The organism is Leisingera sp. ANG-S5 (genome assembly GCF_000813925.1).
Lineage (GTDB): Bacteria > Pseudomonadota > Alphaproteobacteria > Rhodobacterales > Rhodobacteraceae > Leisingera.
Genome location: NZ_JWLH01000016.1, coordinates 98,041 through 120,587, shown reverse-complemented (window position 1 = coordinate 120,587; position 22,547 = coordinate 98,041). Strand labels below are relative to the sequence as shown.

The 22,547-nt window shown below is 60.4% G+C and carries 20 protein-coding genes; 9 read left to right on the top strand and 11 right to left on the bottom strand.

Annotated features, from left to right (window positions below; all coding sequences use genetic code 11):
* Nucleotides 1-2 precede the first annotated feature (2 nt).
* Genes qhpC through qhpG form a run of 4 tightly spaced genes read right to left on the bottom strand, consistent with a single transcriptional unit; the run spans nucleotide 3 to nucleotide 4,622 of the window.
* Entirely contained in the window at nucleotides 3-326 is a 324-nt protein-coding gene (gene qhpC, locus RA25_RS19125; protein WP_019297900.1) for a quinohemoprotein amine dehydrogenase subunit gamma, read from the bottom strand.
* Complete coding sequence (gene peaB, locus RA25_RS19120) at nucleotides 323-1,747, bottom strand: quinohemoprotein amine dehydrogenase maturation protein (protein ID WP_039174466.1); 1,425 nt, start codon at nucleotides 1,745-1,747, stop codon at nucleotides 323-325. The genes qhpC and peaB overlap by 4 nt, the downstream gene beginning before the upstream one ends.
* A gap of 17 nt (nucleotides 1,748-1,764) precedes the next feature.
* Nucleotides 1,765-3,288 (bottom strand): quinohemoprotein amine dehydrogenase subunit alpha, encoded by a 1,524-nt coding sequence (gene peaA / locus RA25_RS19115; protein ID WP_039174465.1) that lies wholly within the window; start codon nucleotides 3,286-3,288, stop codon nucleotides 1,765-1,767.
* A complete protein-coding gene (gene qhpG / locus RA25_RS19110) occupies nucleotides 3,264-4,622 on the bottom strand; it encodes a flavin-dependent monooxygenase QhpG (protein ID WP_039174464.1) in 1,359 nt (452 codons plus the stop codon). The genes peaA and qhpG overlap by 25 nt, the downstream gene beginning before the upstream one ends.
* A gap of 160 nt (nucleotides 4,623-4,782) precedes the next feature.
* On the opposite strand from qhpG, the gene qhpR reads away from it, so the two are divergent.
* Nucleotides 4,783-5,838 (top strand): AraC-like transcriptional regulator QhpR, encoded by a 1,056-nt coding sequence (gene qhpR, locus RA25_RS19105; RefSeq protein ID WP_019297896.1) that lies wholly within the window; start codon nucleotides 4,783-4,785, stop codon nucleotides 5,836-5,838.
* Between the two features lie 592 nt (nucleotides 5,839-6,430).
* Here qhpR and RA25_RS19100 read toward each other — a convergent pair.
* Genes RA25_RS19100 through ubiT form a run of 4 tightly spaced genes read right to left on the bottom strand, consistent with a single transcriptional unit; the run spans nucleotide 6,431 to nucleotide 10,092 of the window.
* Entirely contained in the window at nucleotides 6,431-7,648 is a 1,218-nt protein-coding gene (locus RA25_RS19100) for an NnrS family protein (protein WP_052254301.1), read from the bottom strand.
* Nucleotides 7,645-8,568, bottom strand: coding sequence for a ubiquinone anaerobic biosynthesis protein UbiV (ubiV, locus tag RA25_RS19095; RefSeq protein WP_039174463.1), 924 nt, complete (start codon nucleotides 8,566-8,568; stop codon nucleotides 7,645-7,647). The genes RA25_RS19100 and ubiV overlap by 4 nt, the downstream gene beginning before the upstream one ends.
* A gap of 4 nt (nucleotides 8,569-8,572) precedes the next feature.
* A complete protein-coding gene (gene ubiU / locus RA25_RS19090; protein ID WP_039174535.1) occupies nucleotides 8,573-9,550 on the bottom strand; it encodes a ubiquinone anaerobic biosynthesis protein UbiU in 978 nt (325 codons plus the stop codon).
* Entirely contained in the window at nucleotides 9,550-10,092 is a 543-nt protein-coding gene (ubiT, locus tag RA25_RS19085) for a ubiquinone anaerobic biosynthesis accessory factor UbiT (RefSeq protein WP_082023105.1), read from the bottom strand. Before ubiT ends, ubiU begins: the two co-directional genes overlap by 1 nt.
* Before the next feature lie 135 nt (nucleotides 10,093-10,227).
* Between ubiT and RA25_RS19080 the strand changes: the two genes are divergently transcribed.
* The 5 genes from RA25_RS19080 to RA25_RS19065 all read left to right on the top strand — a co-directional run bounded on the left by RA25_RS19080 (nucleotide 10,228) and on the right by RA25_RS19065 (nucleotide 14,220).
* Nucleotides 10,228-11,736 carry a UbiD family decarboxylase gene (locus RA25_RS19080; protein WP_039174532.1) on the top strand — a complete coding sequence of 503 codons (1,509 nt, stop codon included), beginning with the start codon at nucleotides 10,228-10,230 and terminating at the stop codon, nucleotides 11,734-11,736.
* A complete protein-coding gene (locus RA25_RS19075; protein WP_039174461.1) occupies nucleotides 11,733-12,299 on the top strand; it encodes a UbiX family flavin prenyltransferase in 567 nt (188 codons plus the stop codon). Before RA25_RS19080 ends, RA25_RS19075 begins: the two co-directional genes overlap by 4 nt.
* A gap of 547 nt (nucleotides 12,300-12,846) precedes the next feature.
* A complete protein-coding gene (locus RA25_RS19070) occupies nucleotides 12,847-13,356 on the top strand; it encodes a helix-turn-helix transcriptional regulator (protein WP_206539706.1) in 510 nt (169 codons plus the stop codon).
* Between the two features lie 287 nt (nucleotides 13,357-13,643).
* A complete protein-coding gene (locus RA25_RS22810; protein ID WP_152610569.1) occupies nucleotides 13,644-13,898 on the top strand; it encodes a hypothetical protein in 255 nt (84 codons plus the stop codon).
* 70 nt (nucleotides 13,899-13,968) lie between these two features.
* The gene (locus RA25_RS19065) at nucleotides 13,969-14,220 is read left to right on the top strand and encodes a hypothetical protein (RefSeq protein ID WP_019297888.1); all 252 of its coding nucleotides are present in this window, start codon (nucleotides 13,969-13,971) and stop codon (nucleotides 14,218-14,220) included.
* Nucleotides 14,221-14,296: 76 nt separating this feature from the next.
* Here RA25_RS19065 and RA25_RS19060 read toward each other — a convergent pair whose 3' ends face one another.
* The 3 genes from RA25_RS19060 to RA25_RS19050 are packed head-to-tail and all read right to left on the bottom strand — an operon-like array spanning nucleotide 14,297 to nucleotide 17,638.
* Entirely contained in the window at nucleotides 14,297-15,532 is a 1,236-nt protein-coding gene (locus RA25_RS19060) for an ABC transporter permease (RefSeq protein ID WP_039174458.1), read from the bottom strand.
* Nucleotides 15,529-16,302: an ABC transporter ATP-binding protein gene (locus RA25_RS19055; protein ID WP_237754642.1), complete on the bottom strand. Its 774-nt coding sequence runs from the start codon at nucleotides 16,300-16,302 to the stop codon at nucleotides 15,529-15,531. The genes RA25_RS19060 and RA25_RS19055 overlap by 4 nt, the downstream gene beginning before the upstream one ends.
* Before the next feature lie 4 nt (nucleotides 16,303-16,306).
* Nucleotides 16,307-17,638: an efflux RND transporter periplasmic adaptor subunit gene (locus RA25_RS19050; RefSeq protein ID WP_052254300.1), complete on the bottom strand. Its 1,332-nt coding sequence runs from the start codon at nucleotides 17,636-17,638 to the stop codon at nucleotides 16,307-16,309.
* Between the two features lie 326 nt (nucleotides 17,639-17,964).
* On the opposite strand from RA25_RS19050, the gene RA25_RS19045 reads away from it, so the two are divergent.
* The 3 genes from RA25_RS19045 to RA25_RS19035 all read left to right on the top strand — a co-directional run bounded on the left by RA25_RS19045 (nucleotide 17,965) and on the right by RA25_RS19035 (nucleotide 22,544).
* Complete coding sequence (locus RA25_RS19045; protein WP_039174457.1) at nucleotides 17,965-19,536, top strand: SGNH/GDSL hydrolase family protein; 1,572 nt, start codon at nucleotides 17,965-17,967, stop codon at nucleotides 19,534-19,536.
* Nucleotides 19,537-20,280: 744 nt separating this feature from the next.
* Nucleotides 20,281-21,300: a putative 2-aminoethylphosphonate ABC transporter substrate-binding protein gene (locus RA25_RS19040; RefSeq protein WP_019297883.1), complete on the top strand. Its 1,020-nt coding sequence runs from the start codon at nucleotides 20,281-20,283 to the stop codon at nucleotides 21,298-21,300.
* Between the two features lie 137 nt (nucleotides 21,301-21,437).
* Nucleotides 21,438-22,544 (top strand): putative 2-aminoethylphosphonate ABC transporter ATP-binding protein, encoded by a 1,107-nt coding sequence (locus tag RA25_RS19035; RefSeq protein ID WP_039174456.1) that lies wholly within the window; start codon nucleotides 21,438-21,440, stop codon nucleotides 22,542-22,544.
* The last annotated feature ends 3 nt before the right edge of the window (nucleotides 22,545-22,547 follow it).

The window sequence follows — 22,547 nt, the reverse complement described above, 5'->3', positions numbered from 1 at the left end:
CCTCAGGTTTCGGCATCGGTGGGATAGGTGGCGCCAAGCGCGCGCCAGTCCTTGGCGGCATTGGGCGCGCCCTCGTCCCAGTTCGGGTGGTTGACCATGATGTCGGGCACCTGCGCAGGCCACCAGCAGGGGTCGGAGCAGCCGTAAAGGTCCGCCTCCATCGGCTGGCACAGCGCGGCCAGCCCGCCAAAGGGATCAACCTCCCAGCCCGGATCGAATGTGGTGGCGCATCCGGCAGTCACGGTCTGCATCGCGCGGACCTCGTCCATCTGGCCTTCGGCCGCGGCCTGCTGAACGCGTTCGGCTTTCTGATTGAGCGGTTTCATTTTCCAAACGCCCTCCTCGGCGCAACATGGTGGTGAAAGAACTGCGGTGCCTGGGTGATCAGCCGGGCATAGGCGGCGACGCCAAAGTCGATCCAGTCGCGCATCAGGTCGCAGTAGTGATAGGTGGGCATCATCGGGTCGCTGAAATGGGCATAGCTCTCGTGGTAGCAGCCGCCCGCGCACAGGTTGCGGATCCGGCAGGTGGCGCAGCCCTTCTCAGTGCGGTCAGACCGCGCCTTGATGAAGCCCGACAGTTCTTTGCGCTTGATGCCCTCGTCGACGGTGCCGAACTGGTCCATTTCCGAGCCGGTGAACCGGTGGCAAAGGTTCAGCGCGCCATCGTGGTTCACTGCCAGCATCCCAACCCCGGCCCCGCAGGGCAGCGCCTTGGAGCGCCCCTCATAGAGGTCGTTCATCATCTGATGCATGTTGGAAAAGCCGATGTTGCGGCCCTGCAGCGCCTCCTCGGCATAGCGGCGGCCTAGGGACTTCATCCCCTCGAAGACCTCCAGCAGTTCGGCGCCGTTGAGGTTGAAGGCATCCATCTCACCTGATGTTACCGGCGAAAAGCCGACCTCGGCAAAGCCGATGTCGTTCTTCAGATGGTCCCAGATCTCGACAATGTTGGTGATGCCTGCGGTCAGGGTGACGCGGGCGCCCACCGGTTTTGATGTGTACCGCGACAGCAGCAGCCGCGCCTTGGCGGCCACCGTGTCATAGGTGCCCTTGCCGCCAACCGTCTTGCGGTTCAGGTCATGCTGCGCCTTGGGCCCGTCGATGGAAACCGTCAGGCCAAAGCGGTGCGCGTCCAGCCAATCGATCAGCGGCTCAGTCAGCAGTGTCGCATTGGTGGTGAGGCTGAAGTTCACCTCCTTGCCAAGCGCCGCAAAATGCGGCTCAGCCCAGTCCACCACCTGCCGGATCAACGGCAGGTTCGACAGGGGCTCGCCGCCGAAGAACACGATGTTGTAGCTGTCCCGGTCCGGGTTCTCGGCCAGCAGCATCTCCGCTGACTTCCGTGCAGTGTCAAAAGCCATCTTCTGGCCCTTCGACGGCACCGCCAGATCCTCCTTGTAGCAGTAGGAGCACGCCAGGTTACAGCCGGTGTTGACGTTCAAAACGATGGTCGTGAGCGGGAAGGTCTCGATCTCGATCGGCGGCCGTTCCGGCTGCAGCGGGCGGCCGTCGTTGACGATATCCAGCCGCACCAGCCCGTCGAGCCGCACCGCTGCGTCCTCCGCGGCAAACCGCGCCTCGAACTCGTCCATCGAGAACACCTGCTCCTGCGCGGCATAGTCCAGAATATCCCGGTCCACCCCGTCCATCTCGAAGATCGAGGTGGTGGGGACATGGAACAGAACCTCCCGCCCCTCGACCTCAACCCGGTGCGCATTGGCCGGCTGATAGTGAAAGTCTTTCATGGTCTCTCTCCCCTGTCTCAGCGGATCGGCGGGTCGATGAAGCGCTGCACGGTGACGATCAGCATCGCCTCCGCCTGCTGGCCCATCGCCTCTGCCTGCACGGTCAGCTCGCCCGCATTGTTGGCGCTAAAGGGGCGGTCCGGGTTGGGTCCGGCAACCGCGGGCGCAAAGATGCCACTGGCCTGCATTTCGCCTGCAAATTCAGTGTCTTTCATGTGCGCTGCGTGCTCATGCGCGTTGGCCACGGTCCATTGCGCCTCAACCCGGCCGATGCGCACGTCATCCTCGGTCCCCGCTTTGCCATCAGGGCCGTTCCACATGCCAACCGCATTGAAATAGGCAGGCACCGCCGCCGGGCCTTCCTCGCTGCCGCCGCCGACGCGGGCGATGGTGAATTCCGGCTCCACCTTCAGGCTGTCGACAGAGGTGTAATGAGCGATCTGCCCTTCTGCCCCGCCCGCGCTGAAGGTGACAACGCCGTTGCCCTCCGCTGCCAGCGAAAGCGCTGCGCCAAAGGTGTTCGCAGTGGCCTCACCAGCAGAGGCGTCCAGACCTTCCAGTCCGGTGCCAACCACCTGTACCTGCACTTCCCCTGCCGGAACGGCAGAAGGAACTGTGCCCAGGATGACGCTGCCGGCCCCCTCCCGGACACCGGTCAGCGGCGCGCTCAGGGCATCGTTGCCGCGGTCGAACTGGCGGCCCTGCAGGCTGTTTCCATCCTCCGACAGCGCCAGCACCTGGCGGTAGGGGGTGCCGCCAATGTCCAGATTTGCACGCCATTCATAGCCGGTGTAGAGGTTCATCTGGCCGGACGCGGGATGCACGGTGCCGTCCGCCGTCACGAACTCGCCGCTGACCTGATAGGGCGAGGCATCGCCCGTGACCGACAGCTTCCCATAGGCCTCACCGATGCCGGGCAGATCGGTCATCACCACCCAATCGCCCGCCACCGGCTGCTTCTCCGCAGCCTGCCAATCTGTCCAGGCAGCAGTCTCCAGCGGATTCTGCTCCGCCAGGAAGCCTGCGATCTCGGTCCGGGCGATCTTGTACCACTCCCGGTCGCGGCCAAGCGCCTGGTATTCGATGGTCGGGAAATGGCCGACATGGAAATCCATATGCAGCTCCCACTCCTCCGCGGTGCGGTTCTGCAGCAGCCCCCTCGCGCCGGTATGGCAACGGGAGCACATTGAGGCGAAGGGCTCGTCGAAGCTCTCCTGCGCGTTTGGATCCTTCTCCAGAGCATAGCGGAACGGCGCTGCTTCGGAGGGGGCCAGGCCCTGGGTGTCCGCCAGATGCTGCACGATGGCGCGGCGGTCCTCTGCGCTGATGTCCAGCCCGTGCGATTGCTGCATCCGGACGATGGTCATCATCCAGCCTTCGGGCGTCTTGCGCTGACCGCTGATCCGGCTCAGCCCGTTTTCCTCCGCCGTGTGGCAGCTGGAGCAGATATTCTGCAGCAGCTCCTCACTGGCTAGCGCAGGCATGGCGCCCGCCACTGACATCAGAAGTGCAGCTGTCAGGCCGCGGGATTGTAGTTGCATGAATCAGTCTCCCTGTTTGTGGTGTCCCAGGGGATCTGCGCCCCCTCGGTGAAGCCTTGCGATAAAAGCCATTGATGGATCGCCCGCGCCGCCTGGGGCGGCGCCTCGGGCAGAACCGTGCTGTGAAAGCGGGCGGCATCCGGCAGCGGCTGGCCGGTCAGGCGGCGCAGCAGAGGCACGATCTCCTGTCCGGCGGTAAAGGCCGCACCACCGGGGGCGTCCCGGGTGATCAGTACCTCGCGCCGCGCTAGAAAACCGTCTTGCACCACCACGCGCTTGCTCACATGCGGGTAGATGTCCGTGTCATGGGCAGGGGTGTCATCCGGCCAGGCCGCGCGCTGCTGCCAGAATGAGGTGCTGAATCCCGCCTCGCGGTAGAAGTCCCGGCCCACCCGGGCCTGCCGCCAGAACGTCTCTGCTACCCGGTTGCGGTAGAAGTCGCGGGCCAGTTCTGCCTCCCCAGCCAGCAGCGCCCGCGCAATGGGCACCGCCATCAGCGCCGAGGACACCGCCCAGAACATCCCGTGTCCCGACAAAGGGTCCAACGCTACCGCCGCATCGCCCAGCCGCGGGCAGAGCGGGTCCAAATCCGGTGCCGCCAGCCGCGGCGCAATTGCATGAACGGACGGACGGGCAGGCAAGGGGATGTCTGAAAGTACGGTCCCCCACAAAGCAGCCAAGGCAGCCTTGCCGCCTTTACGGCCGAGCGTAGCCGCGCTGCCCACGGCTTGCAGCCATAGGCAGTCCCGTTTCACTGGAACCGACCAGACCCAGCCATCAGGCCGCGCTTCGATCCGGGGTGTCTCTATGCCTCCAGCCTGCGGCGGTGCAAATCCGGCAACTGAGATTGTATCTGGCCCCACTAGATCAGCACGGTCCCTATCCGAGCTCTTGCGCGGCGCGCGGCGGCCGCGGGCCTCAAGCAGCAACCGGGCAGACAGGCGTTGGCCATCGGCCAGGCGGATTTCACCGGCATTCGGCCGAACACTGGACACCGCCGCATAGGTAACGCTGACGCCCGCATCCTGCGCAGCCCCCAGCAGCCCGGCATCAAACGCGCTGCGGTCGGCCAGGTGCTCGCTGTTCTGCCCGCCCTGGAAAGCGCCCCAGCTGACATGGCGTTGGGCTGCCGGGCCAATTCCTTCCAGCGGCAAACCGTGCCGCGCCAGGATCGCAGCGACGCGGCTGGACATGCCCTCGTACCGCGGCCCGCGCGGTGGAAGGGTGGCCAACGCCACGCGGAACCCGGCACGCGTCAGCAGAACCGCTGCCACCGATCCGGCCGGGCCGCCGCCTGCAATTGCGATATCAAAGGTGCCAATTTGAGGTGCCATTTAATCAAGGTGCCCCAGCGGGCCGTTCCTTGTGGCGGACACTTCCGGACAACTACCCGACATTTCCGGACAGATTCGGCCGCTGCGGCCCCGGTTTCGGCAAAATTTCTGGAACAGCGGATTTTTGCGGTATTCTGGCGCAATCCTGAGGAACTGCCCGATGCCACACACCTACCAGCCCCGGATTTCCGCCTCCACTTTGAACGACCCGCTGCGGGCCGTTGAGTTTCTGAACGGAGATGCTGCCCCGGTTTTCCGCAGCGCTGGAATTGGTCCCACGGACCTGGCGGGGGAGATCGGCCTGAAGCAGTTTGTGGATTTCTGCGAGCACGCGTCGAGCATTTTGAAACTGCCCGATTTCGGCTGGCGTGTCGGTTCTGTTTTCAACCTGCAAAACCTTGGCGAGGTTGGAGAATTCATAAACCAGGCGCCAACGCTTGGTGCAGCACTGTCGCTGTTTCGAAATGCTTTCCCTATTGTGCAAAGCGACTCTGAATTGCGGCTGGCAGTGGACGCCGGTCAGGCCGTTTTGACCTATAGAATTTTGGACAACCGAATCTGGCCGCGGCGGCAGGACGCGGAGCTGACGCTGGCGGTTTTCCACAACCTGATACGGTCTGCTGCCGGACCGGATTGGCGGCCAGAGCTGCTGTCGCTGGAGCACGAATCAAGCGCTCTGCAAAGCGGCAGCAAGGCTGGTCCCCGCTGTCCGGTGCAATTTGCATCCCCCGCGAACCGGCTGGTGTTTTCTGCAGGACTGCTGGATCTGCCGCTGCCTGGCGGTGCCAACCCTGCGTTCAAGGAAGCAGCACAGTCGATTGTTCAAAATGCCAGGCAGAGCGAACGCGCCGCGCCAGTTACCGTGCGGGTGCGCCGCGAGTTGATGATGCGGATCGGCCGAGAAAGTTTTGAGCAAACTGCCGTCGCCGCCGCGTTGGGCATGTCCCGGCGCACCTTGCGGCGCCGGCTGGAAGATGAGGGGCAAAAATATTCGCACCTCCTAGCGGGATGCCGGATGGAAATTGCCAAGCGCATGCTGCTAATCCCTGGTGCGCACCTCCAAGACGTCTCTGCATGGCTTGGATATTCTGAAGTCTCCGCCTTTGAACGCGCATTCCGGCAGCAGGAGGGGGTAACTCCCAGCCGTTTCCGGAGGCAGGTCTCGGACTGCGGTCTTGGGGACAATGCAGGTGAGGTCGCATTGGCATCAAATTGAAACAGGAAATCAATTCGTAATTCGTGACACGCCTTACATGCGGCGGTTGGCACCCTCCAGACTTCAGTGAAGGTGTCTATCTGCATGGACAGTCGTATGCACCTGGTACATTTTTGGGCTGCTCATCCGAATTGCTTGATGTCCCTTAATAGACCTTTCGTTCCTTTCTGCGGATGGTTCCTGCCTCGTCCTATACATCGTGGGGCCGAGTGCACCTAACCTTAGATTTTCATTTCCAAACACAGATGATTTGCGGTGGTCCTACCTCTGGCCTGTGCCAGCGCGGCGGTCTGTTGTGAACTTGCTTCGGGTGCAAGGTACCGAATTGGCGGGGAGTGTTGTCAGGTTTCTTGCCGCGCACGCGGCTGACAAAAGCTGTTCGCCGACAGCATTCCAGCCCCTTGCAGTTGCCTCCTGCGCCGACTGGCGCAGCTTGAACACATCAACGGTAAAGGCCCCCGCGAAACGGCGGCAAGTAGCGAGCCGAATTCCGGTGATATCTTGAGGCAAGAAACCACAAGTGATTGGTGCTGGAGCGACTCTGCAACTGGTGCCTCCAGTGTTTTTCCATCTAGGAAATGAGGCAATCTGTTCACTCAGGTGCCTGGGCTGACGGTTCCGTCGGGTCCTGTGCTATGAGGCGCCGTCCGCTCAGGACGGGCCGGCGGGGCGGGCCGGATAGGGCGGGCAGGAAGCCTGCAATGAAGACAAGCCAGCCAGTGCACCACAACAGGGCTGCGCCAACGGTCAATTTGTCTGTAAGAGCTGGAAAGAGCGGAACTGAGAGGCGAATCCAAGCCGCGGCTCCGTTTAGTAACACCCCGATTGAAAAGCTCTTGCTGGCGCGCATCGTCCCGCCGCTGGAATGGGCCCCGGCCCGCCCGGCGATGGCCATAACCAGGCCGGACATTCCACCAATGGTAATGGCATGAATAGCCGTGGAAACCGGGTAACCCGCCAGATCCAGGCCGGTGACGCCAACCAGCAATGCGCCAGCAGGCAGCCACAGAAAGGCAACGTGCAACGCGGCAAGAAGCGGGTTGGAAAGAATAGCCAGAGTTCTCCAGCCTGGTATGGAGCAGAACATTGCCATTGCCGCGGCAACAAGAAGAGCATTTGCGGCATCTTCAGCTCCGGCAAGTTTGAAGGCCAGGGCCAGTATGAGCAGCCCCTGGGAAACAGCCCGTGTTTGGGCGTGTTCCTGTACCTGCAGTGTTGAACGGCCGGACAGCGCCAGCCAATTCCGGGTGAAGGCTGGGATTGCCCGTGCACCGATGGAAAACATCAGCACCAGGAACCCGATCAGAACGGATTGAGCAAGGTTTAGGCAAGTCCAGATATTTCCAGCTTTGGCGTTAACCAGAAAAAATGCTTCCCCCAGTCCCAAGGCAAGCACAGCTCCAGCGTAGCCCAGCTTGCAATAAATCCGTGCAGCAGCCAGTTCGCTAAAGATGTATCCGCAAAGGGCAAGGAAAAATGCGCTGTTCAGGAACAGGGCGGCGGCCAGCGGCAGATCCATGGCGGAAGCAGTACGAGCCAGCAGCCAGACAGAAACCAGAGCTTTAAGTGCCGGGCCGCGCAATGGCTGCCGTCCTGTCCAGCCTGGCAGCGCCGTCAGAAGGTAGCCTGCAATGGCAGCGGCCGCAAAGCCGAAAAGCAGCTCGTGGACATGCCATAAAACCGCTGGCTTCAGCCCCGGTTCAGGGAGACCTAACTGAACGCCCAGCGGCCACCAGGCGACAGAAAGAAGCGCGTACAGAAATGCTGAAAGGAACAACGGCCGGTACGGGGCATCCCAGAAAGCGTTCAAGGCTTTGCGTTTGATCGCGACGGTATTGGACCCGCGGACCAGGCCACACCGCTTGGGCCTGTCAGGAAGCCGTCGCTGAGACGGGTCTGCGGGGAAGCCTTCTGCACATCCGCGGCAATGGCACCTGGCGCTAGAACACCAGTCACACGGCCGCGATAATTCTGACAAATACGGGTAAATCCCTGAGATTGAGGTGACAGGCGCAAGGCGGAAACTCCGGCATCTGCGAGTGCCTCGATCTGATAGTCGGTGCAGGCGTAACTGTGCGACAAAGTCTGCACTCCATTCATCGCCATAAAGGGCTGACCTTCCAGCGTCTTCACATCCAGCCCGTCCGGGTCATTCTCGCAGGCAAACTGGCAATTGTCCTTGGTCCTCTTGTGCAGCCGCGCGTGGTAGCAGCGCCCTGAAATCGCTAGCGGCAGCCGACCGTGGCCCCAAACTTCAATGGCGATGCCCAGCTCTCTGCCTGCACGAGCAAGCGTTCTAACCGACGACAGCGGCAGCTCTGGCGGAAGGCAGATACGCGTGGCTCCCAGCGAGGCCAGCCAAGCCAATGTGCCCTCGTTGTAGACATTGACCAGCGGGCCGACGTGAAAACCCATTCCCTTGGGCAGGTACGCCAGTGTTGTCAGGTCGTTGACCTCAACCGTTACCCCCATCGCGGCCAGATCCGCAGTATGCTTTCGCTCGCGCTTTAGTGTTACAAGGGACAGGCTTGTCAGTACAGCCTCCTTGCCCGCCTCGGTTAGCAGGGCCAGCGCTTCGGGGATGCGCTCCTGGTAGAAAGGCAGGCGCTTGGAGCAGACCAACTCGCCCATAACAACGCGGTCAACAGGGGCTTCGGCCAAGGAGCCGTAAAACGCGCTCCAGTCTTCGGCCGGCCAGAAGAATTGGTTCGGCCCAACAGTCAGTTCCATACGGCTATCTCCAGGTTTTCTTGTAGGCGCCGGTGGTCACGGCCTGGCCTTCTGACAGCCGCGCCAGCATGCCCTGCGGCAGCGGCTGGCCAGCCTCCAGCGCATCAACGGCGGCGCGGAAGTTGCGCACGACCTGCGCCACATAGGATTTCGAGCGCTGACGCCCTTCGATCTTCAGCGCGGTAACCCCAGCTTCTTTCAGCTGCGGGATCAGCTGCTCTGCATTGAGGCTAACCGGGTCTTCGAACAGGTGCCCGGTTTGGCTGCCAGCAGAGAAACAGCCTTTGCATAGGGTCGGGTAGGGCGCGGGTTCGTTCTTGGCTGCGCGATGGATGGTAAACCCGCCCAGCTTGGCATCCAGCGCACCGTTTTCGTCGCGGTACTCCACATGGCTAGCGGGGGAGCAGACCCCGTTCATATTGGGCGACAGTCCGGTTGCGTAAGAGGAGAGCGAACAGCGTCCCTCGGCCATCACGCACAGCCCGCCAAAAACAAAGACCTCGGTTTCCACTTCCGCTTCTGCGTTGATGGCGGCGATTTCCGGCACCGACAAAACTCGCGGCAGCACCACCCGTTTCACGCCGAAGGTGCAGGCGTAGAAGTTGATGATGTCGGCATTGGCGGCCGCTGCCTGAACAGACAGATGCAGTCGCAGGCCAGGGTGGTTGCGCGCGGCATACTTCAGCAAGCCAGGGTCCGCCAGAATAACCGCATCCGCGCCGGATTGCGCTGCGTCGTCAATGGCGTGGTGCCATAAGGCCTGATCGCCTGCGCGGGGGAATGTGTTGATTGCAACCAGCGCCTTGGAGCCGTGATCGTGGGCAAAACCCACGCATTCGCGCATTTCTGCACGATCGAAATTGAGGCCAGGGAAATTACGGGCGTTGGTCTCGTCGTTAAAGCCGCAATAGACTGTATGCGCCCCAGCCTTGACGGCGGCGCGCAGGGCTGCGGGCGTGCCTGCCGGGCAGACGATTTCCATCACCATGCTGCTTCCTCCTCCGGCCGGGCCAGCGAGACGCCTGTGCGCCGCTCAGCAATGGCAACGGCCCGCAACAGGAACCGGGCAAATGGCCCGGACATTGCGGCGATCTCCTGCGACAGGTCAAGTTCGGCGTCATCCACTGCGTTGCGCAGCGCCAGTGCCGCCGCAGTGTCGCCTTCAATCACCAGATCCCGCGAAAAGAATAGCGCATCCCCGTCATAGGCCCCGTGCACCAGCCCCAGAAGCGCGGCCAGCGGGCCGGAAATCCGGGCGTCACCTTCACCTCTGCCGCGCAAGGCGCGGACCTTGGGTTGGCCAACATTGGGTTCAAGACAAAGAACAATGGGTAAATCCGCGGGATCCAAGATAAACCGCTTGCGGCTGTGCTCACCCAAGCGGCGGAACAGGCCGGGGTGGCGATAGGCAATACGCCTTGAGCAGGCCGTGAGCGATAGTGATACCGGAACAAGGGGTGTTAGGCGCAGCAGCTTCGCCAGGGCGGCCGGGCAAATTGGGGTTTGTGGCTGGGTGTGTGGCAAAAGAAGTCCTTTCCCGCCGGTAGCTTCAATTGCGGCGGGTCTATGGCCTCACGCGCGGCCAGAGTTTGTCGGCGGACAAATTCGCAGCGGGAAACTTTGCTAGGGATCGGCGGAAATCAGAATTGGAGCGGTCACATTCGTACTCATCCGCCATTCCCCAGCCTCCGCCATTTTTTGAATTGGTGCCTCTCCACAGGGCAGTTTCAAAGAGTGTCCGACCCGGTCTCCGTGCGCCACCAAATGACAGCGGTGCACCGCACGGTGCTGGAGGCCGGTGGTCCGGTGCTTCAATTCGATCATCCGGTGCTGGCGGGCGGCGGGGCCTCCGGCATCCCGGTTGTGGTAAATCTGTTCGGAACTGCCAGCCGCGTGGCAGCTGGCCTCGGAGTGGCGCAGGACAGCCTGGATAACCTGGGCCGTTTCCTCGCTGCTCTCCGGTCACCACCGCCGCCGGACGGGCTGCGCGATGCTCTGTCCCGCTGGCCGATGCTCAAGGCGGCTCTGGCCACCCGCCCGAAGATGGTGAAAACCGCCCCGGTTCAGGCTGTCGCCTGCGAGGGGGCGGATGCAAATCTGGATATCCTTCCAGTACAAACCCACTGGCCTGGGGACGCCGGGCCGCTGATCACCTGGCCTGTTGTGATCACCCGGCCGCACGGCAGCGTCCCTGAAAACATCAACAGCTACAATGCTGGTGTCTATCGGACCCAAGTTCTGGACCGATCGAGGCTGATCATGCGCTGGCTGCCTCATCGGGGCGGGGCGGCGCACCACCGCGGCTGGGCAGGGCGGGGCGAGCCTATGCCCGCCGCTGTGGTTCTGGGGGCAGACCCTGCCACGCTGCTGTCCGCGGCGTTGCCCTTGCCGGAAACCGTGTCGGAGCTGACTTTTGCTGGCGCGCTCAGCGGAGCCCGTCCTCGCCTGGTGCCTTGCAAGACTATCCCGCTGTTGGTGCCCGCCGATGCTGAGATTGTGCTGGAGGGCTGGGTGTCTGCTTCGGTAACCGCCCCCGAAGGCCCCTTTGGTGACCACACGGGCTATTACAATCCGGCGGAACCTTTTCCCGTCATGCAGGTGAGTGCAGTGACGCATCGCGAAAATCCTCTGTATCTCTCCACCTATACCGGCAGGCCGCCGGATGAGCCTGCGGTCATCGGCGAGGTGTTTAACCGGCTGGCCCTGCCAACGGTTCGGGCGCAGATCCCGGAGATTCGCGATCTTTGGCTGCCGCCGGCTGCTTGTTCTTACAGGATTGCCATTGTCAGCATCGACAAACGCTACCCTGGGCAGGCGCGCCGGGTGATGATGGCGCTGTGGGGGATGCTGCCGCAGTTCAATTACACCAAGATGATGATCGCTGTAGATGCGGAGATCGATCCGAGGAACTGGGATGACATCGCCTGGGTTCTGGCTACCCGAATGGACCCGTCCCGCGATGTCATGGTGCTGGAGAACACACCGATGGACTATCTCGACTTTGCGTCGCCGAAACCTGGATTGGCCGGAAAGATCGGTATTGATGCCACAACGAAGACCGGCAGCGAGACAGTGCGTGAATGGGGCGGGGTCATGCGAGCGGATGCCAAGGATCAGGCTTTTGCCGCGGAACTTGTGTCCCGGCTGATGCCGGAACTGATGTCATGAGTGCGCATAGGGTGGTGCTGGGCGTCTCTGGCGCCTCCGGTGCTGTTCTCAGCCTGGCGGTTGCGCGGCATCTTCTGAATTTGGGAGCGGAAATTGATCTGGTCGCCAGCGCGGCCGCTGAGCGGACCCTGGCTCAGGAATGCGGGGCTGGAGCTTCTGAGGAGTTGAGAGCGATGGCTGCGCGCTTCCACCCTGTCCATGACATCGGTGCTGCAATTGCTTCAGGCTCGGTTCCGGTATCGGGAATGATTGTTGCACCGTGCTCTATGCGCTCACTGGCCGCCATCGCACATGGTTTCGATGACAATCTGCTGACGCGGGCTGCCAGTGTGCAGCTGAAGGAGCGCAGGCGGCTGATCCTTTTGGCGCGTGAAGCGCCGCTGACTTTGGCGCATCTGCGGAACATGTCGGCAGTGACTGAAATGGGCGCTGTCGTGATGCCGCCGGTTCCGGCATTTTACTTGGGGCATGAAACCTTGGAGGAAGCCGCCAGTCAAGTCGCCGCCCGGGCTGTCGACATGATGAATTTATCCGCAGCATGCGCTCAAGCCTGGTCGCCGTAGCATAAACCACTTAGCACGCTGTTCTTACCATTTGGGCAATCATGCACAGGATAGGCCTATGTTTGCACCCCCTGTCTGGAGGCAGCGTTCAGACGCAGCCGTGCTCAATTATCCTCCTGTGCGGTGGAAGGAGACCTTCCATTCGTCATCAAATAACTGGGGACTGCTTAGGTCCTTGATACCGGCAGAGAGTGAGATGAATTCCGCCGAAAATGCTGCCAGCAGGCAGTACGCCTGATTTACTTTCCGGTGCATTTGAAGTATTGAATGTGTAAGAAGTGCATATGGATTGCAGGACGCTGCTGCCAGCGCGAAAACCTGCCCGCTGATTGCGCTTAGGGGCAAAGATATCACATCTCATTGCAGAGAGTTTTCAGCCGCAGCGGGACCCTATAGCACTTCACCCACGAGGCCAATTCGGGCCAGTCGCGACGACTGGAAACGTGATGAGGGGTGCAGCACGTTGGCTTCTGTATGGATGGAACAATGGACCGACCTGCTCGGTGGCAAGTGCCATGGGCTAATGGCCTTGGACAGGATGGGAAACTTGGCTTTTGTCGACCTGGTCCTGAACGGCAGTTCGGCATGCCAGCTGGTTGTGCACTGGCAAAGCATCCGGATCAGAGACCCGCTGCAGAATGCCAAGTTGTCCCGCCTGATCCGGGCTGGAATTGACTATGATGAGAACTCGGAACAGCCGTTGCCACCGCCGGTCAAGGTGAAGGTTTCACAGGATAAAACCGTCTATATTGATGTTATTCCCTTGCCTGCGGCGTTCCGTGAAAAACTGGACGGCGCACAGTCGTTGTTAAGTATCCGGCAGGTTGAAGACCTGGATGATGCCAATGCAGATTTTCTGCAGCAGGAGTTCCACCTGACACCGGCCGAATCCGCGGTTGCCCTCCAGCTGTCGAGGGGGCTTAGCCTTAAGCAGGCAGCCAAGGCGCTAGGGGTCTCGATCTGGACCGCCCGCAGCCATTTGCGGTCGATCTTCCAGAAAACCAACACCCACCGGCAAGGGGAGCTGGTATCGCTTCTTGCACATATTGAGCATTAGGTTCCCCGGATATTGGTTGTCTTTTCTGTTGCAATTGCGGCCACAGCAGAGGCGCCGGAGCGTGCGCCCATTGCAATGCAGCATCCCCGTCAGATTTGCTGACTGATTCCTGTAATTTGGGGTCCGGCTACGCCGCTCCGGGTGGTGAAACCCCGCCATTCCCGGCTGGCGGGAATTCATCGCTCAATCGAGGGAGACCGCGCGGAATTTTTGTCCTGCAAGTGAGCGATGCGGCACGGCCGCCATTTTGGTTGAGTGGAAGAGTTCGTTAACTTGTGGAGGCTGTTATGAAGAAACTTCTCATTGCTGCGGCGCTTGTGTTCGGGTTTAGCGCTCCCGCAGCAATTGCCGACAATGGTTTGAAGGTTGGGCAGAATCCATATCTGCTGGCAATTGCAAAATGCACTAACAGCGGTGACGGAAACGGAGCCGAGGCCGTTAGACGGACCCGTGATGGCTTCAGGTGCCTCAAAGGCCCCAATGCTTCTGAAGATCATCCGCGCGATCAGGATCCGGGTAACTCTGGCAACGTGCCGGATTGATGTCTGAAGGCCTGCGCATTCCAATGGAGCGTGAGGCTGCCGAATTTTTAGTTAACTAGTGGAGGCTGTTATGATGAAATTTCTTGTTGTTACCGCGCTTGCAATCAGCTTCAGCGCACCTGCAGTTTTGGCTGGCGGAGGCAAGCCAAGTGATCGTGAACTGGCTGAGCGCCGCTGCGGCAACAATGGCGAAGGCAACGATGCTGAAATCCTGAAATACAGTTACAAAAAGAGAACTTGGGTTTGCATCAAAAATGTGGACATTGCCGGGCCATACTTTGAGCCGGACGAAGATCATCCAAGGGATGTTGATCCCAACTGACTCAACTCCTTCCGGCTAGTGGGCCAGATAGAGTTGCAAAGCGTGGCGCCCCTCCTCGTTGGGGCGCCATTTTTGTTCACTCCATTCGCAAAGCCGTCACCGGATCCAGACGCGAGGCGCGCCGGGCCGGGAAGAAGCCGAAGATGACCCCCACAACAGACGCCAGGCCCACCGCTCCGATCAGCGACAGCGGGCTAAGGTACACTGGCCAGCCGGCAATGCTGCTGGCGGCATAGGCCAGTCCGGCACCGGCTGACAGCCCGATAAGGCCGCCCAGTAAACACAGCAGCACCGCCTCCATCAGGAACTGAAACTGGACGTCCCTGGCGCGGGCGCCGACTGCCACCCGCAGGCCGATCTCGCGAGTGCGCTCGGTCACTGAGACCAGCATGATGTTCATAATGCTGATCCCGCCCACCACCAGCGACACGCCTGCGATCCCGGCCAGCAGCCAGCGGATTGTGCGCGAGGCCGCGTGCTGAGCCGCCATCAGCGCAGCCGGGTCTACAACCCGGAAGTCGCTGTCCCGGCCGTCACGGATCCGGTGCCGCTGCCGCAGCAGCCGGGTGATCTCTTGTTCTGCCCCTGCAACTGCCTGTGTCGACGCAGCCTTGGCCAGAATATAGTCAACCGACCCCCGGTGAACCTGATTGGCGCTTCCAAACAGCCGTTTCTGCGCGGTGGAAATCGGGATGAAGACGATGTCATCCTGCTCGCGTCCGCTGCCGGAGGTGCCCTTTTCCGCAAGGATGCCGATCACCTCGAACGGCACCGACAGGATACGGATGGTCTGCCCGACCGGGTCGCTGTCTCCGAACAGCTTGTCCGCGGTTGCCTGACCGAGCAGGGCAACCTTGCCGCTGTTGAGTTGCTCCTGTCCGGAAAACACTCTTCCCTGGCGTAGCGGCCATTCGCGGATGGTGAAGTAACCTGCGGTGGTGCCGTTGACTGTGACCCAGGTGTTCTTGTCCCTGTTGATCACCTGCAGGTCTGCCCGCACGGATGGTGCGGCTGTTACCACTTGGCCGATATGCGTGCCGATGGCAGCGGCATCGGACTCCCGCAGTATTGCCGCCTGGTACAGGTCCGCATTGTCATCGCCGCCGCGGTTTAGTTCCGGAACAATCATTAAGACGTTTGCACCAAGTGTCTTGATCTGGCGGCCGATCTCGCGCTGGGCGCCTTCCGCGAACGCGACCATGGCCACAACTGAAGTAACCCCCACGATGATCCCCAGCATGGTCAGGAAACTGCGCATCAGGTTTGCCCGCAGCGCCCGCAGCGCAATCCGGAGGCTTTCCAGCAGCGTCATTGCGGCCGCCTTGGCGGAAGATCTGCGCTGCCATGCCCGGGATGGCGAACAAAACGGGCCACCTTTTGCGCGTCAGCCCTGGATTGCGGTGAGAGCACCAGCTCGTCCGATTTGATCCGCCCATCCTTCATCCGCAGAATTCGGCTTGTGTGGCAGGCGACATCCTCATCATGCGTGATCACTGCAATGGTGCTGCCTGCCTGGTTTAATTCATGAAACAGGCCAAGGATCTGCAAGCCCTTTTCACTGTCCAGCGCCCCGGTCGGTTCATCCGCAAGAATGAGCCGCGGGCTGTTTGCCAATGCCCGGGCAATGGCAATTCTCTGCTGTTCACCGCCTGATAATTGATTGGGAAAATGCGCCCGCCTGTCCTCCAGTCCGACTTTCTGAAGCAAGTCACGCGCCCGTTCCCGGCGTTTGGCAGCCCGTACACCGGCATAGGTCATCGGCAGTTCGACGTTCTCCTGCGCAGTCAGCCGGGGCAAAAGATTGTAGGACTGGAAGACAAAACCGAAGGTTCGATTCCGGAGCCCGGCCCTGGTATCGGCAGCCATGCCTTCCGTGTTCTGCCCGGACACCCGAAAGGCCCCGCTGGTGGGTCTTTCCAAAAGGCCGAGAATGGACATCAGCGTCGATTTGCCAGAGCCGCTGGGACCGGTTATCGCCAAAAACTCCCCTTCACGGATGGTGAAGGAGCAGTTTTTGACAGCTTCTATCCGGGTGTCTCCGTTCTGGTAGCTTCTGCAGATATTCTCAGCCTCTATCAGCATGGTGTCAGCGCCAGTTACGGAGAAACTGCGCAAACCGGTTTCCGGACGCGGTGCTGATTTCACTGCTTATGACCAGATCGCCTTCGTTCAGGTGACTGGAAACCACAGCGGTATGGCTGGCATCCTGATCTCCTGTTCCGGCCTCAACAGCCTCGGGCTCACCTGAAGGGGTCAGGCGCCAAAGAACCTGCCGCCCGGCAGCGCTGTCCGCCAACCCCTCTTGCGACGGGTGGTATGACAGGACACTGGTTGGCACCTTCAGCACCGGCGCGGTTTCGCGAATGGCAATGTCGACCAGAGCGGTCATTCCTGGAAACAGCAGTTCGTCTTTGTTTTCGGTGTTCAGCACGACCGTGTAGGTGACGATGTTTTGCAATACTTTTGCTGATTTCCGGATTTCGCTCACGGTTCCCGAAAACCGCTTGGCGGGATAGGCATCGACCGAAAACTCCGCAGATTGGCCAGTGCGGATGCGCCCGATGTCGGTTTCGTCCACACTGACGTGTACCACCATCCGGCTCAGCTCTTCGGCAATCGTGAACAGCTTTGGGGCTTCAAGTGCCGCAGCAACCGTCTGCCCTTCATCAATGCTGCGGTCGATGACCACGCCGTCAATCGGTGACCGGATGGCCGTGCGCTCCAATTCCACAAGTGCCAGCTGCAGGGCAGCCCGGCGCTGCGGCACGTTGGCCCTTGCGCCGGCAAGCTCAGCCTTGGCTCTGGCATGTTCTGCCCTGGCGGCCTCCACTCGCTGGCCGCCAGCCGCTAGCTGCGCCTCCGCTTCGCGAAGCAGTGCTTCCGCGCGCAAGACAGCGCCCTGCTCATCCTCCACGTCAGCGGCAGAAACAGTGCCGTTTGCACGCAAGGACTCCTTACGGGTCAGACGAGAGCGCGCAACAGACAGATCGGCAGAAGCCTGGTCGATCCGGGCCCGGAAAACCTCCTGCTCCAGCTTGGCGGCTTCGATTTCCACTGCCGCTCGTTCCGAAGTTGCACGTTGCACATCTACAGCTGCCAGTGCAATTTCAACGGCGGCTCTGGCTTCTTCCACACGCGCCTGAAACCCTTCGCGATCGATAATCGCCAGCGGATCCCCTTTGGCGACACGGCTGTTGAACCCGGCTCTGACTTCGGCAATCCGGCCTGAAACCTGCGAACTGATATCAACCTTAACCAACGCATCCAGCGTTCCGGTCGCTGTCACAATTTCAGTCAGAGGGCCGAATTCCACGGGATGTGTCTGATAGCGGATTTCCGTGCGCGCCTCCGGCTGCAGCGAAAAGAAGGCAGTCACGGCCAGCAAGGCCAAAGTTATTGTGAACAACTTCAGCATCATAGTTAACCATGCCCTGTTGCAGCTGAATTTTCAATGTAATCCTGTTTTGTCCTGAATACCGCTTGTTTAGGGTGCTGACTGAAGGGCCATCCGCCTGCTCGCTGGCGCAAAGTTACCGGCAAACGGTCTTGCAAACCTCTTCTGCTGCTGTGTGATGGGCGGTTGCAGCACGCCGGGAATCCTTGCCATGGCGCCGGGCGGCTCCATATTCAGCAATGGCGCGCACGCTTACATGCTGCAGGGCACTGGGTTGAATGTGCCGCGCCGCGTCTTCTTTCGATCCAGCGGCTCGGGTGCTGCACTGATGGTGCCCGAAGGGGGCAATGATGACACCGTTCTCACGCGTGTATTACTTTGGCGACAGCTTGTCTGACGAAGGCAATGCTGTGGACCTTCTTGCGTCGGTCATAGAACCGTTCATCCTGCTGGACTTGATTGCCAGCTTTGGGGGTTTCCCCTCGTCAAGCGACCTGGAGCGTTTGCGAGCCGAGGCCAAAGCCGCCGCCCGGCAGACCATCATAGACAGTTTTTCCGAAGTTGGCCCTGAGGGAGCCGTCACCAACGCGCTGACCCATGCCAGTTACGCCGCCGCCCTCGGCGGGTTTGAGGTTAGGAACTATGCTGTAGCGACGGCAACCGCACTCGGTGACGGTCTACTCGAAGGCTTGATAGATCTCGATGCCCAAGTCGCAGATTTTACTGAGGACGCCTCAGCAGGTGTACCGGTGGAGTCGGCAGCTTTCTTTCTGATTGGAGGGAATGACTTCATCGGCCTTCTAGGAACCGTGCGGGAACAGCAGATAGCGACCCAAGCAGACTTCCTTGCTCTCGCAACGCCGGTCATTGAAGGGCTGATTGCGCAGATCGTCTCAGCCGCCCGCACCGCCAGCGGAGCCGGGGTCGGAACGGTGTTTCTCGCCACCCAGCCTGCGGACGGGTTCTATCCGGAGTTCGATACGCTCTCGCCGGTTCATGCAAGTTTCGCTGACCTCCTGATTGATATTTTCAATAGCAGAATTACGGAGAGCATTGCGGGTCTTGGCACCGAAGGAATCGACGCCAGGGCCGTTGACCTGTTTGCGGTTTCAAAGGCAATTGAGGAGGATCCATCCGGGGTTGGCATTCTCGCAGAACGGACCGACTATTTGATCGACGGGAGCACGTTCGGCAGTGACCAAGTGCTTGCGTGGGACTCCATTCACCCGGCAGAGACTTCGCATCAGATCTGGGGCGCCTACGCCGAATTTGTCATGGGGGGCGGCAAGACAACCGTCTTGGATGATGGCAGCACAGTCTTGCGCAAGGGGGGGGCGGCAAACGCCATTTTTGCGCTGGGCGGAGATGACACCATCAATGGCGGCGGCGGCGCCGACGTTGTGATCGGTGGCAGCGGCAATGACAGGATTTATGGCGCAAAGGGCAAGGATATTCTTCTTGGCGGCAGCGGCAACGATACTGTAAATGGTGGCAGCCAGAACGATATCATCAACGGTGGAGACGGCTCGGATGTTCTCCGCGGCGCAGCTGGGCGGGATGTGATTGTAGACGGGCGCGGCAATGACCTGGTATTCGGCGGGTCTGGCGACGACACATTTGTCTTCACAGAAGACGCGCTCATCGGCGGCGGCGGGCCGTCAAGCGACGTCTTCCGGGGCGGGACGGGAACCGACACGTTGTATCTTGTTCTGGATGAAACCAGCTACACCAGCTTTGAAGCTGGCAACGTGGATGATGTGCTGAGCGAACTCGGAGTTGCCGTGTTCGGGGTCGAGTTCATTCACGCCATTGCCGGCCGCGGCAGCATTTCAACGGCATTTGACAGCTTCGACTGGTTCCGTCCGGCCGATTACTGGGGGGCTGTATCCGCACCGACCGCCGGGGAGGAATTGCTTGTCTGAGTGCGGGGCAGGCTCGGCCCGCTGTGCAAACAAAAACCTGTGATCCAATATCCAACTCGTATCTTGTGCACGCCAATACGGGCCAAAGGCTGATCCAGTACTGCTCAATCATCAGCACTTCCAAGCCGTTAGTGCTGGCTCGGCCGCCCGTTTTAGATGCCGTTTGCATCCGGGGGCGCATCTCATTGGCAACTGAAGCCAGAATGTTGCCGCCAGGTGTCTTAGAGGGCGGTTAAACATGTTCCCGAACCAACGTGGTCGCAGTGTTCGAAATCGAACTGTGAGTCTCTTTGGATCCTCTGGCAGTTCTGCGCGGGGCGGTTGTTAGACTCTTGGAACTCCCTAGCCAGTCCCGGCGAAAGCGTTGAGCCATTCAGGGTCCTGCAGTGCCGTGTTGGATTCTGTTGACACAATTGAAGTTATGCAACAGTTTTCCTCTTGGGGATCCTGAAACGCACAAAACCCCACAAATTGGACTGTTGTTCAATGATTCAGGCTGAAGGTCAAAAGGGCTTGGAGACTGGCTGGCGATGATCGGCACCGGTTATGACATCCGGACTCTTGACTGAGCCTGATGAGGTTGGAAGCAACAGTTAGGTATATAGGTTCTGGTTATGATGTGATGGGTATTACCAATTTTTATTGATGGTAAAACCTGTCAAACTGCCAGTCACAGGAAAAGGTAAGACCAACAGCCCCGTTAGAGGGCGATAACGAACAAGAACAAGCCAACAGAGGAAGTCCATGAAACAGAAAGCGTCATTTATTACCGCATTTGCCTTCACCATAGCGGCAGCGAGCGCGTCAATTGCCGAAACGGAGCTGACCGTCTACACCGCAGTCGAGGCAGAAGATCTCGCGCGGTACGCAGAAACCTTCAACCAGAGCCATCCGGACATCAAGATCAACTGGGTGCGGGACTCCACCGGGATCATCACGGCCAAGCTGCTGGCCGAGCGCGACAATCCCCAGGCGGATGTGGTCTGGGGGCTGGCCGCAACTTCTCTGCTGCTTCTGAAGTCGGAAGGGATGCTGGAAGCCTATGCGCCTACCGGAGTCGATCAGCTGGATTCGAAGTTCGTTGATGGCGACAACCCGCCCAGCTGGGTCGGCATGGACGCCTGGGTGGCGTCTGTCTGCTACAACACGGTTGAGGCTGAGAAACTTGGCCTGACACCGCCGTCGTCCTGGAAGGATCTGACCGATCCGCAGTATGCCGGCCATGTTATCATGCCGAACCCCAATTCCTCCGGCACCGGCTTCCTGGATGTGTCCAGCTGGCTGCAGATGTTCGGTGAGGAAGAGGGCTGGAAGTTCATGGATGCGCTGCATGAAAACATTGCGCGCTATACCCATTCCGGTTCCAAACCCTGCAAGCTGGCGGCGGCTGGCGAGATCCCGATCGGCATTTCCTTCGCCTTCCGTGGTGCCAAGTCCAAGGCCGCAGGCGCACCGCTGGAGATCATTGTTCCCTCCGAGGGCGTCGGCTGGGACATGGAGGCAACTGCGATTGTGGCAGGCACCGCAAATCTGGAAGCGGCGCAGACACTGGTCGATTTCACGGTCACCAAGGAAGCCAACGAAATGTACAACACCGGCTATGCGGTTGTCGCTTACCCGGGCGTCGCCAAGCCGGTTGAGCATTTCCCGGAAGGGCTGCTGGACGCGATGATCGACAATGATTTCGAGTTCGCGGCCAACAACCGCGCTGCGATCCTCAAGGAATGGCAGGCCCGCTACGACGGCAAGTCGGAAGCGAAATAAGCCTGCAGGGGCGGAGGGTTGGCCTTCCGCCCCTCTGCCTTCCTGAACTTCACTGCTACATGCCCTGAGCCATGCCGCCCGTTGACAACAGACAGGGTGCCGCGTTGGCATATGCAAGGACCAACGATGTGCTTCAAATGACCCCGCCAAAAGAAACCTACCTGAGCATCCGCGACCTCTGGAAAGCCTTCGGCAGCTTCATCGCGCTGAAAGACATCTCCCTGGACGTGACGGAGGGCGAATTCATCTGCTTCCTGGGCCCTTCCGGCTGCGGCAAGACCACGCTGCTGCGCGCCATTGCGGGTCTGGATCTGCAATCCAAGGGCACTGTGACCCAGGGTAATCAGGATGTCTCCAACCTGCCGCCGTCTGAGCGGGATTTCGGCATCGTGTTCCAGTCCTATGCATTGTTCCCGAACCTTACGATCGAAAAGAACATCGCTTTCGGCTTGGAAAACGCAGGACGCAGCAAGCAGGAAATCAATGCGCGCGTCGCTGAACTGCTGGAACTGGTCGGCCTGCCGGACCAGGGCCGCAAATACCCGGCCCAGCTGTCCGGCGGCCAGCAGCAGAGGATCGCCTTGGCACGCGCCATCGCAACTAATCCAGGCCTGCTGCTGCTGGATGAACCGCTGTCGGCGCTGGATGCCAAAGTGCGCGTCCACCTGCGCCACGAGATCAAGGAACTGCAGCGCAAGCTGGGTGTGACCACCATCATGGTGACCCATGACCAGGAAGAGGCGCTGGCGATGGCCGACCGCATCGTGGTGATGAACCACGGGGTGATCGAGCAGGTCGGCTCTCCCACTGAAATCTACCGAGAGCCGGCCAATCTGTTCGTTGCCGACTTTATCGGCGAGATGAACCAGATCAGTTCCTCGGTTGCCAAAGGGGGGCGTCTGGCGGTGGGGGAAAAGACTTTTGCCTGCCTGCCGCATGAATTTGCCGACGGCACCCCGGTCATTGCCGCCATCCGGCCCGAGGATGTTATTCCACATGAGGCCGGGTATCTGGAGAGCAGCGGCAACCGAAACTGTATCGACGTTCAACTGGCGGAAATGGAATTCCTCGGCTCCTTTTGGCGCTGCCGCCTGACCAATGAACGCTTCGGCGGCAAGGAACTGATTGCCGATTTCTCCATCAATGCCGTGCGGCGTCTGGATCTGGAGGCCGGCTGCCAGATGGAAATCGAACTGCCCGACAACCGCCTGATGGCATTTGCGCAAGACGGGCAGGGGGCGTGAGCA

What these genes read in the sequence shown, in the direction of transcription:
- RA25_RS19045 (WP_039174457.1), top strand. Translation starts at nt 17,965, where the DNA reads ATGACACCGTTCTCACGCGTGTATTACTTTGGCGACAGCTTGTCTGAC.
- RA25_RS19065 (WP_019297888.1), top strand. Translation starts at nt 13,969, where the DNA reads ATGATGAAATTTCTTGTTGTTACCGCGCTTGCAATCAGCTTCAGCGCA.
- peaA (WP_039174465.1), bottom strand. Translation starts at nt 3,288, where the DNA reads ATGCAACTACAATCCCGCGGCCTGACAGCTGCACTTCTGATGTCAGTG.
- qhpR (WP_019297896.1), top strand. Translation starts at nt 4,783, where the DNA reads ATGCCACACACCTACCAGCCCCGGATTTCCGCCTCCACTTTGAACGAC.
- RA25_RS19035 (WP_039174456.1), top strand. Translation starts at nt 21,438, where the DNA reads ATGACCCCGCCAAAAGAAACCTACCTGAGCATCCGCGACCTCTGGAAA.
- qhpG (WP_039174464.1), bottom strand. Translation starts at nt 4,622, where the DNA reads ATGGCACCTCAAATTGGCACCTTTGATATCGCAATTGCAGGCGGCGGC.
- peaB (WP_039174466.1), bottom strand. Translation starts at nt 1,747, where the DNA reads ATGAAAGACTTTCACTATCAGCCGGCCAATGCGCACCGGGTTGAGGTC.
- RA25_RS22810 (WP_152610569.1), top strand. Translation starts at nt 13,644, where the DNA reads ATGAAGAAACTTCTCATTGCTGCGGCGCTTGTGTTCGGGTTTAGCGCT.
- qhpC (WP_019297900.1), bottom strand. Translation starts at nt 326, where the DNA reads ATGAAACCGCTCAATCAGAAAGCCGAACGCGTTCAGCAGGCCGCGGCC.
- ubiU (WP_039174535.1), bottom strand. Translation starts at nt 9,550, where the DNA reads ATGGAAATCGTCTGCCCGGCAGGCACGCCCGCAGCCCTGCGCGCCGCC.
- RA25_RS19040 (WP_019297883.1), top strand. Translation starts at nt 20,281, where the DNA reads ATGAAACAGAAAGCGTCATTTATTACCGCATTTGCCTTCACCATAGCG.
- ubiV (WP_039174463.1), bottom strand. Translation starts at nt 8,568, where the DNA reads ATGGAACTGACTGTTGGGCCGAACCAATTCTTCTGGCCGGCCGAAGAC.
- RA25_RS19060 (WP_039174458.1), bottom strand. Translation starts at nt 15,532, where the DNA reads ATGACGCTGCTGGAAAGCCTCCGGATTGCGCTGCGGGCGCTGCGGGCA.
- RA25_RS19050 (WP_052254300.1), bottom strand. Translation starts at nt 17,638, where the DNA reads ATGATGCTGAAGTTGTTCACAATAACTTTGGCCTTGCTGGCCGTGACT.
- RA25_RS19075 (WP_039174461.1), top strand. Translation starts at nt 11,733, where the DNA reads ATGAGTGCGCATAGGGTGGTGCTGGGCGTCTCTGGCGCCTCCGGTGCT.
- RA25_RS19055 (WP_237754642.1), bottom strand. Translation starts at nt 16,302, where the DNA reads ATGCTGATAGAGGCTGAGAATATCTGCAGAAGCTACCAGAACGGAGAC.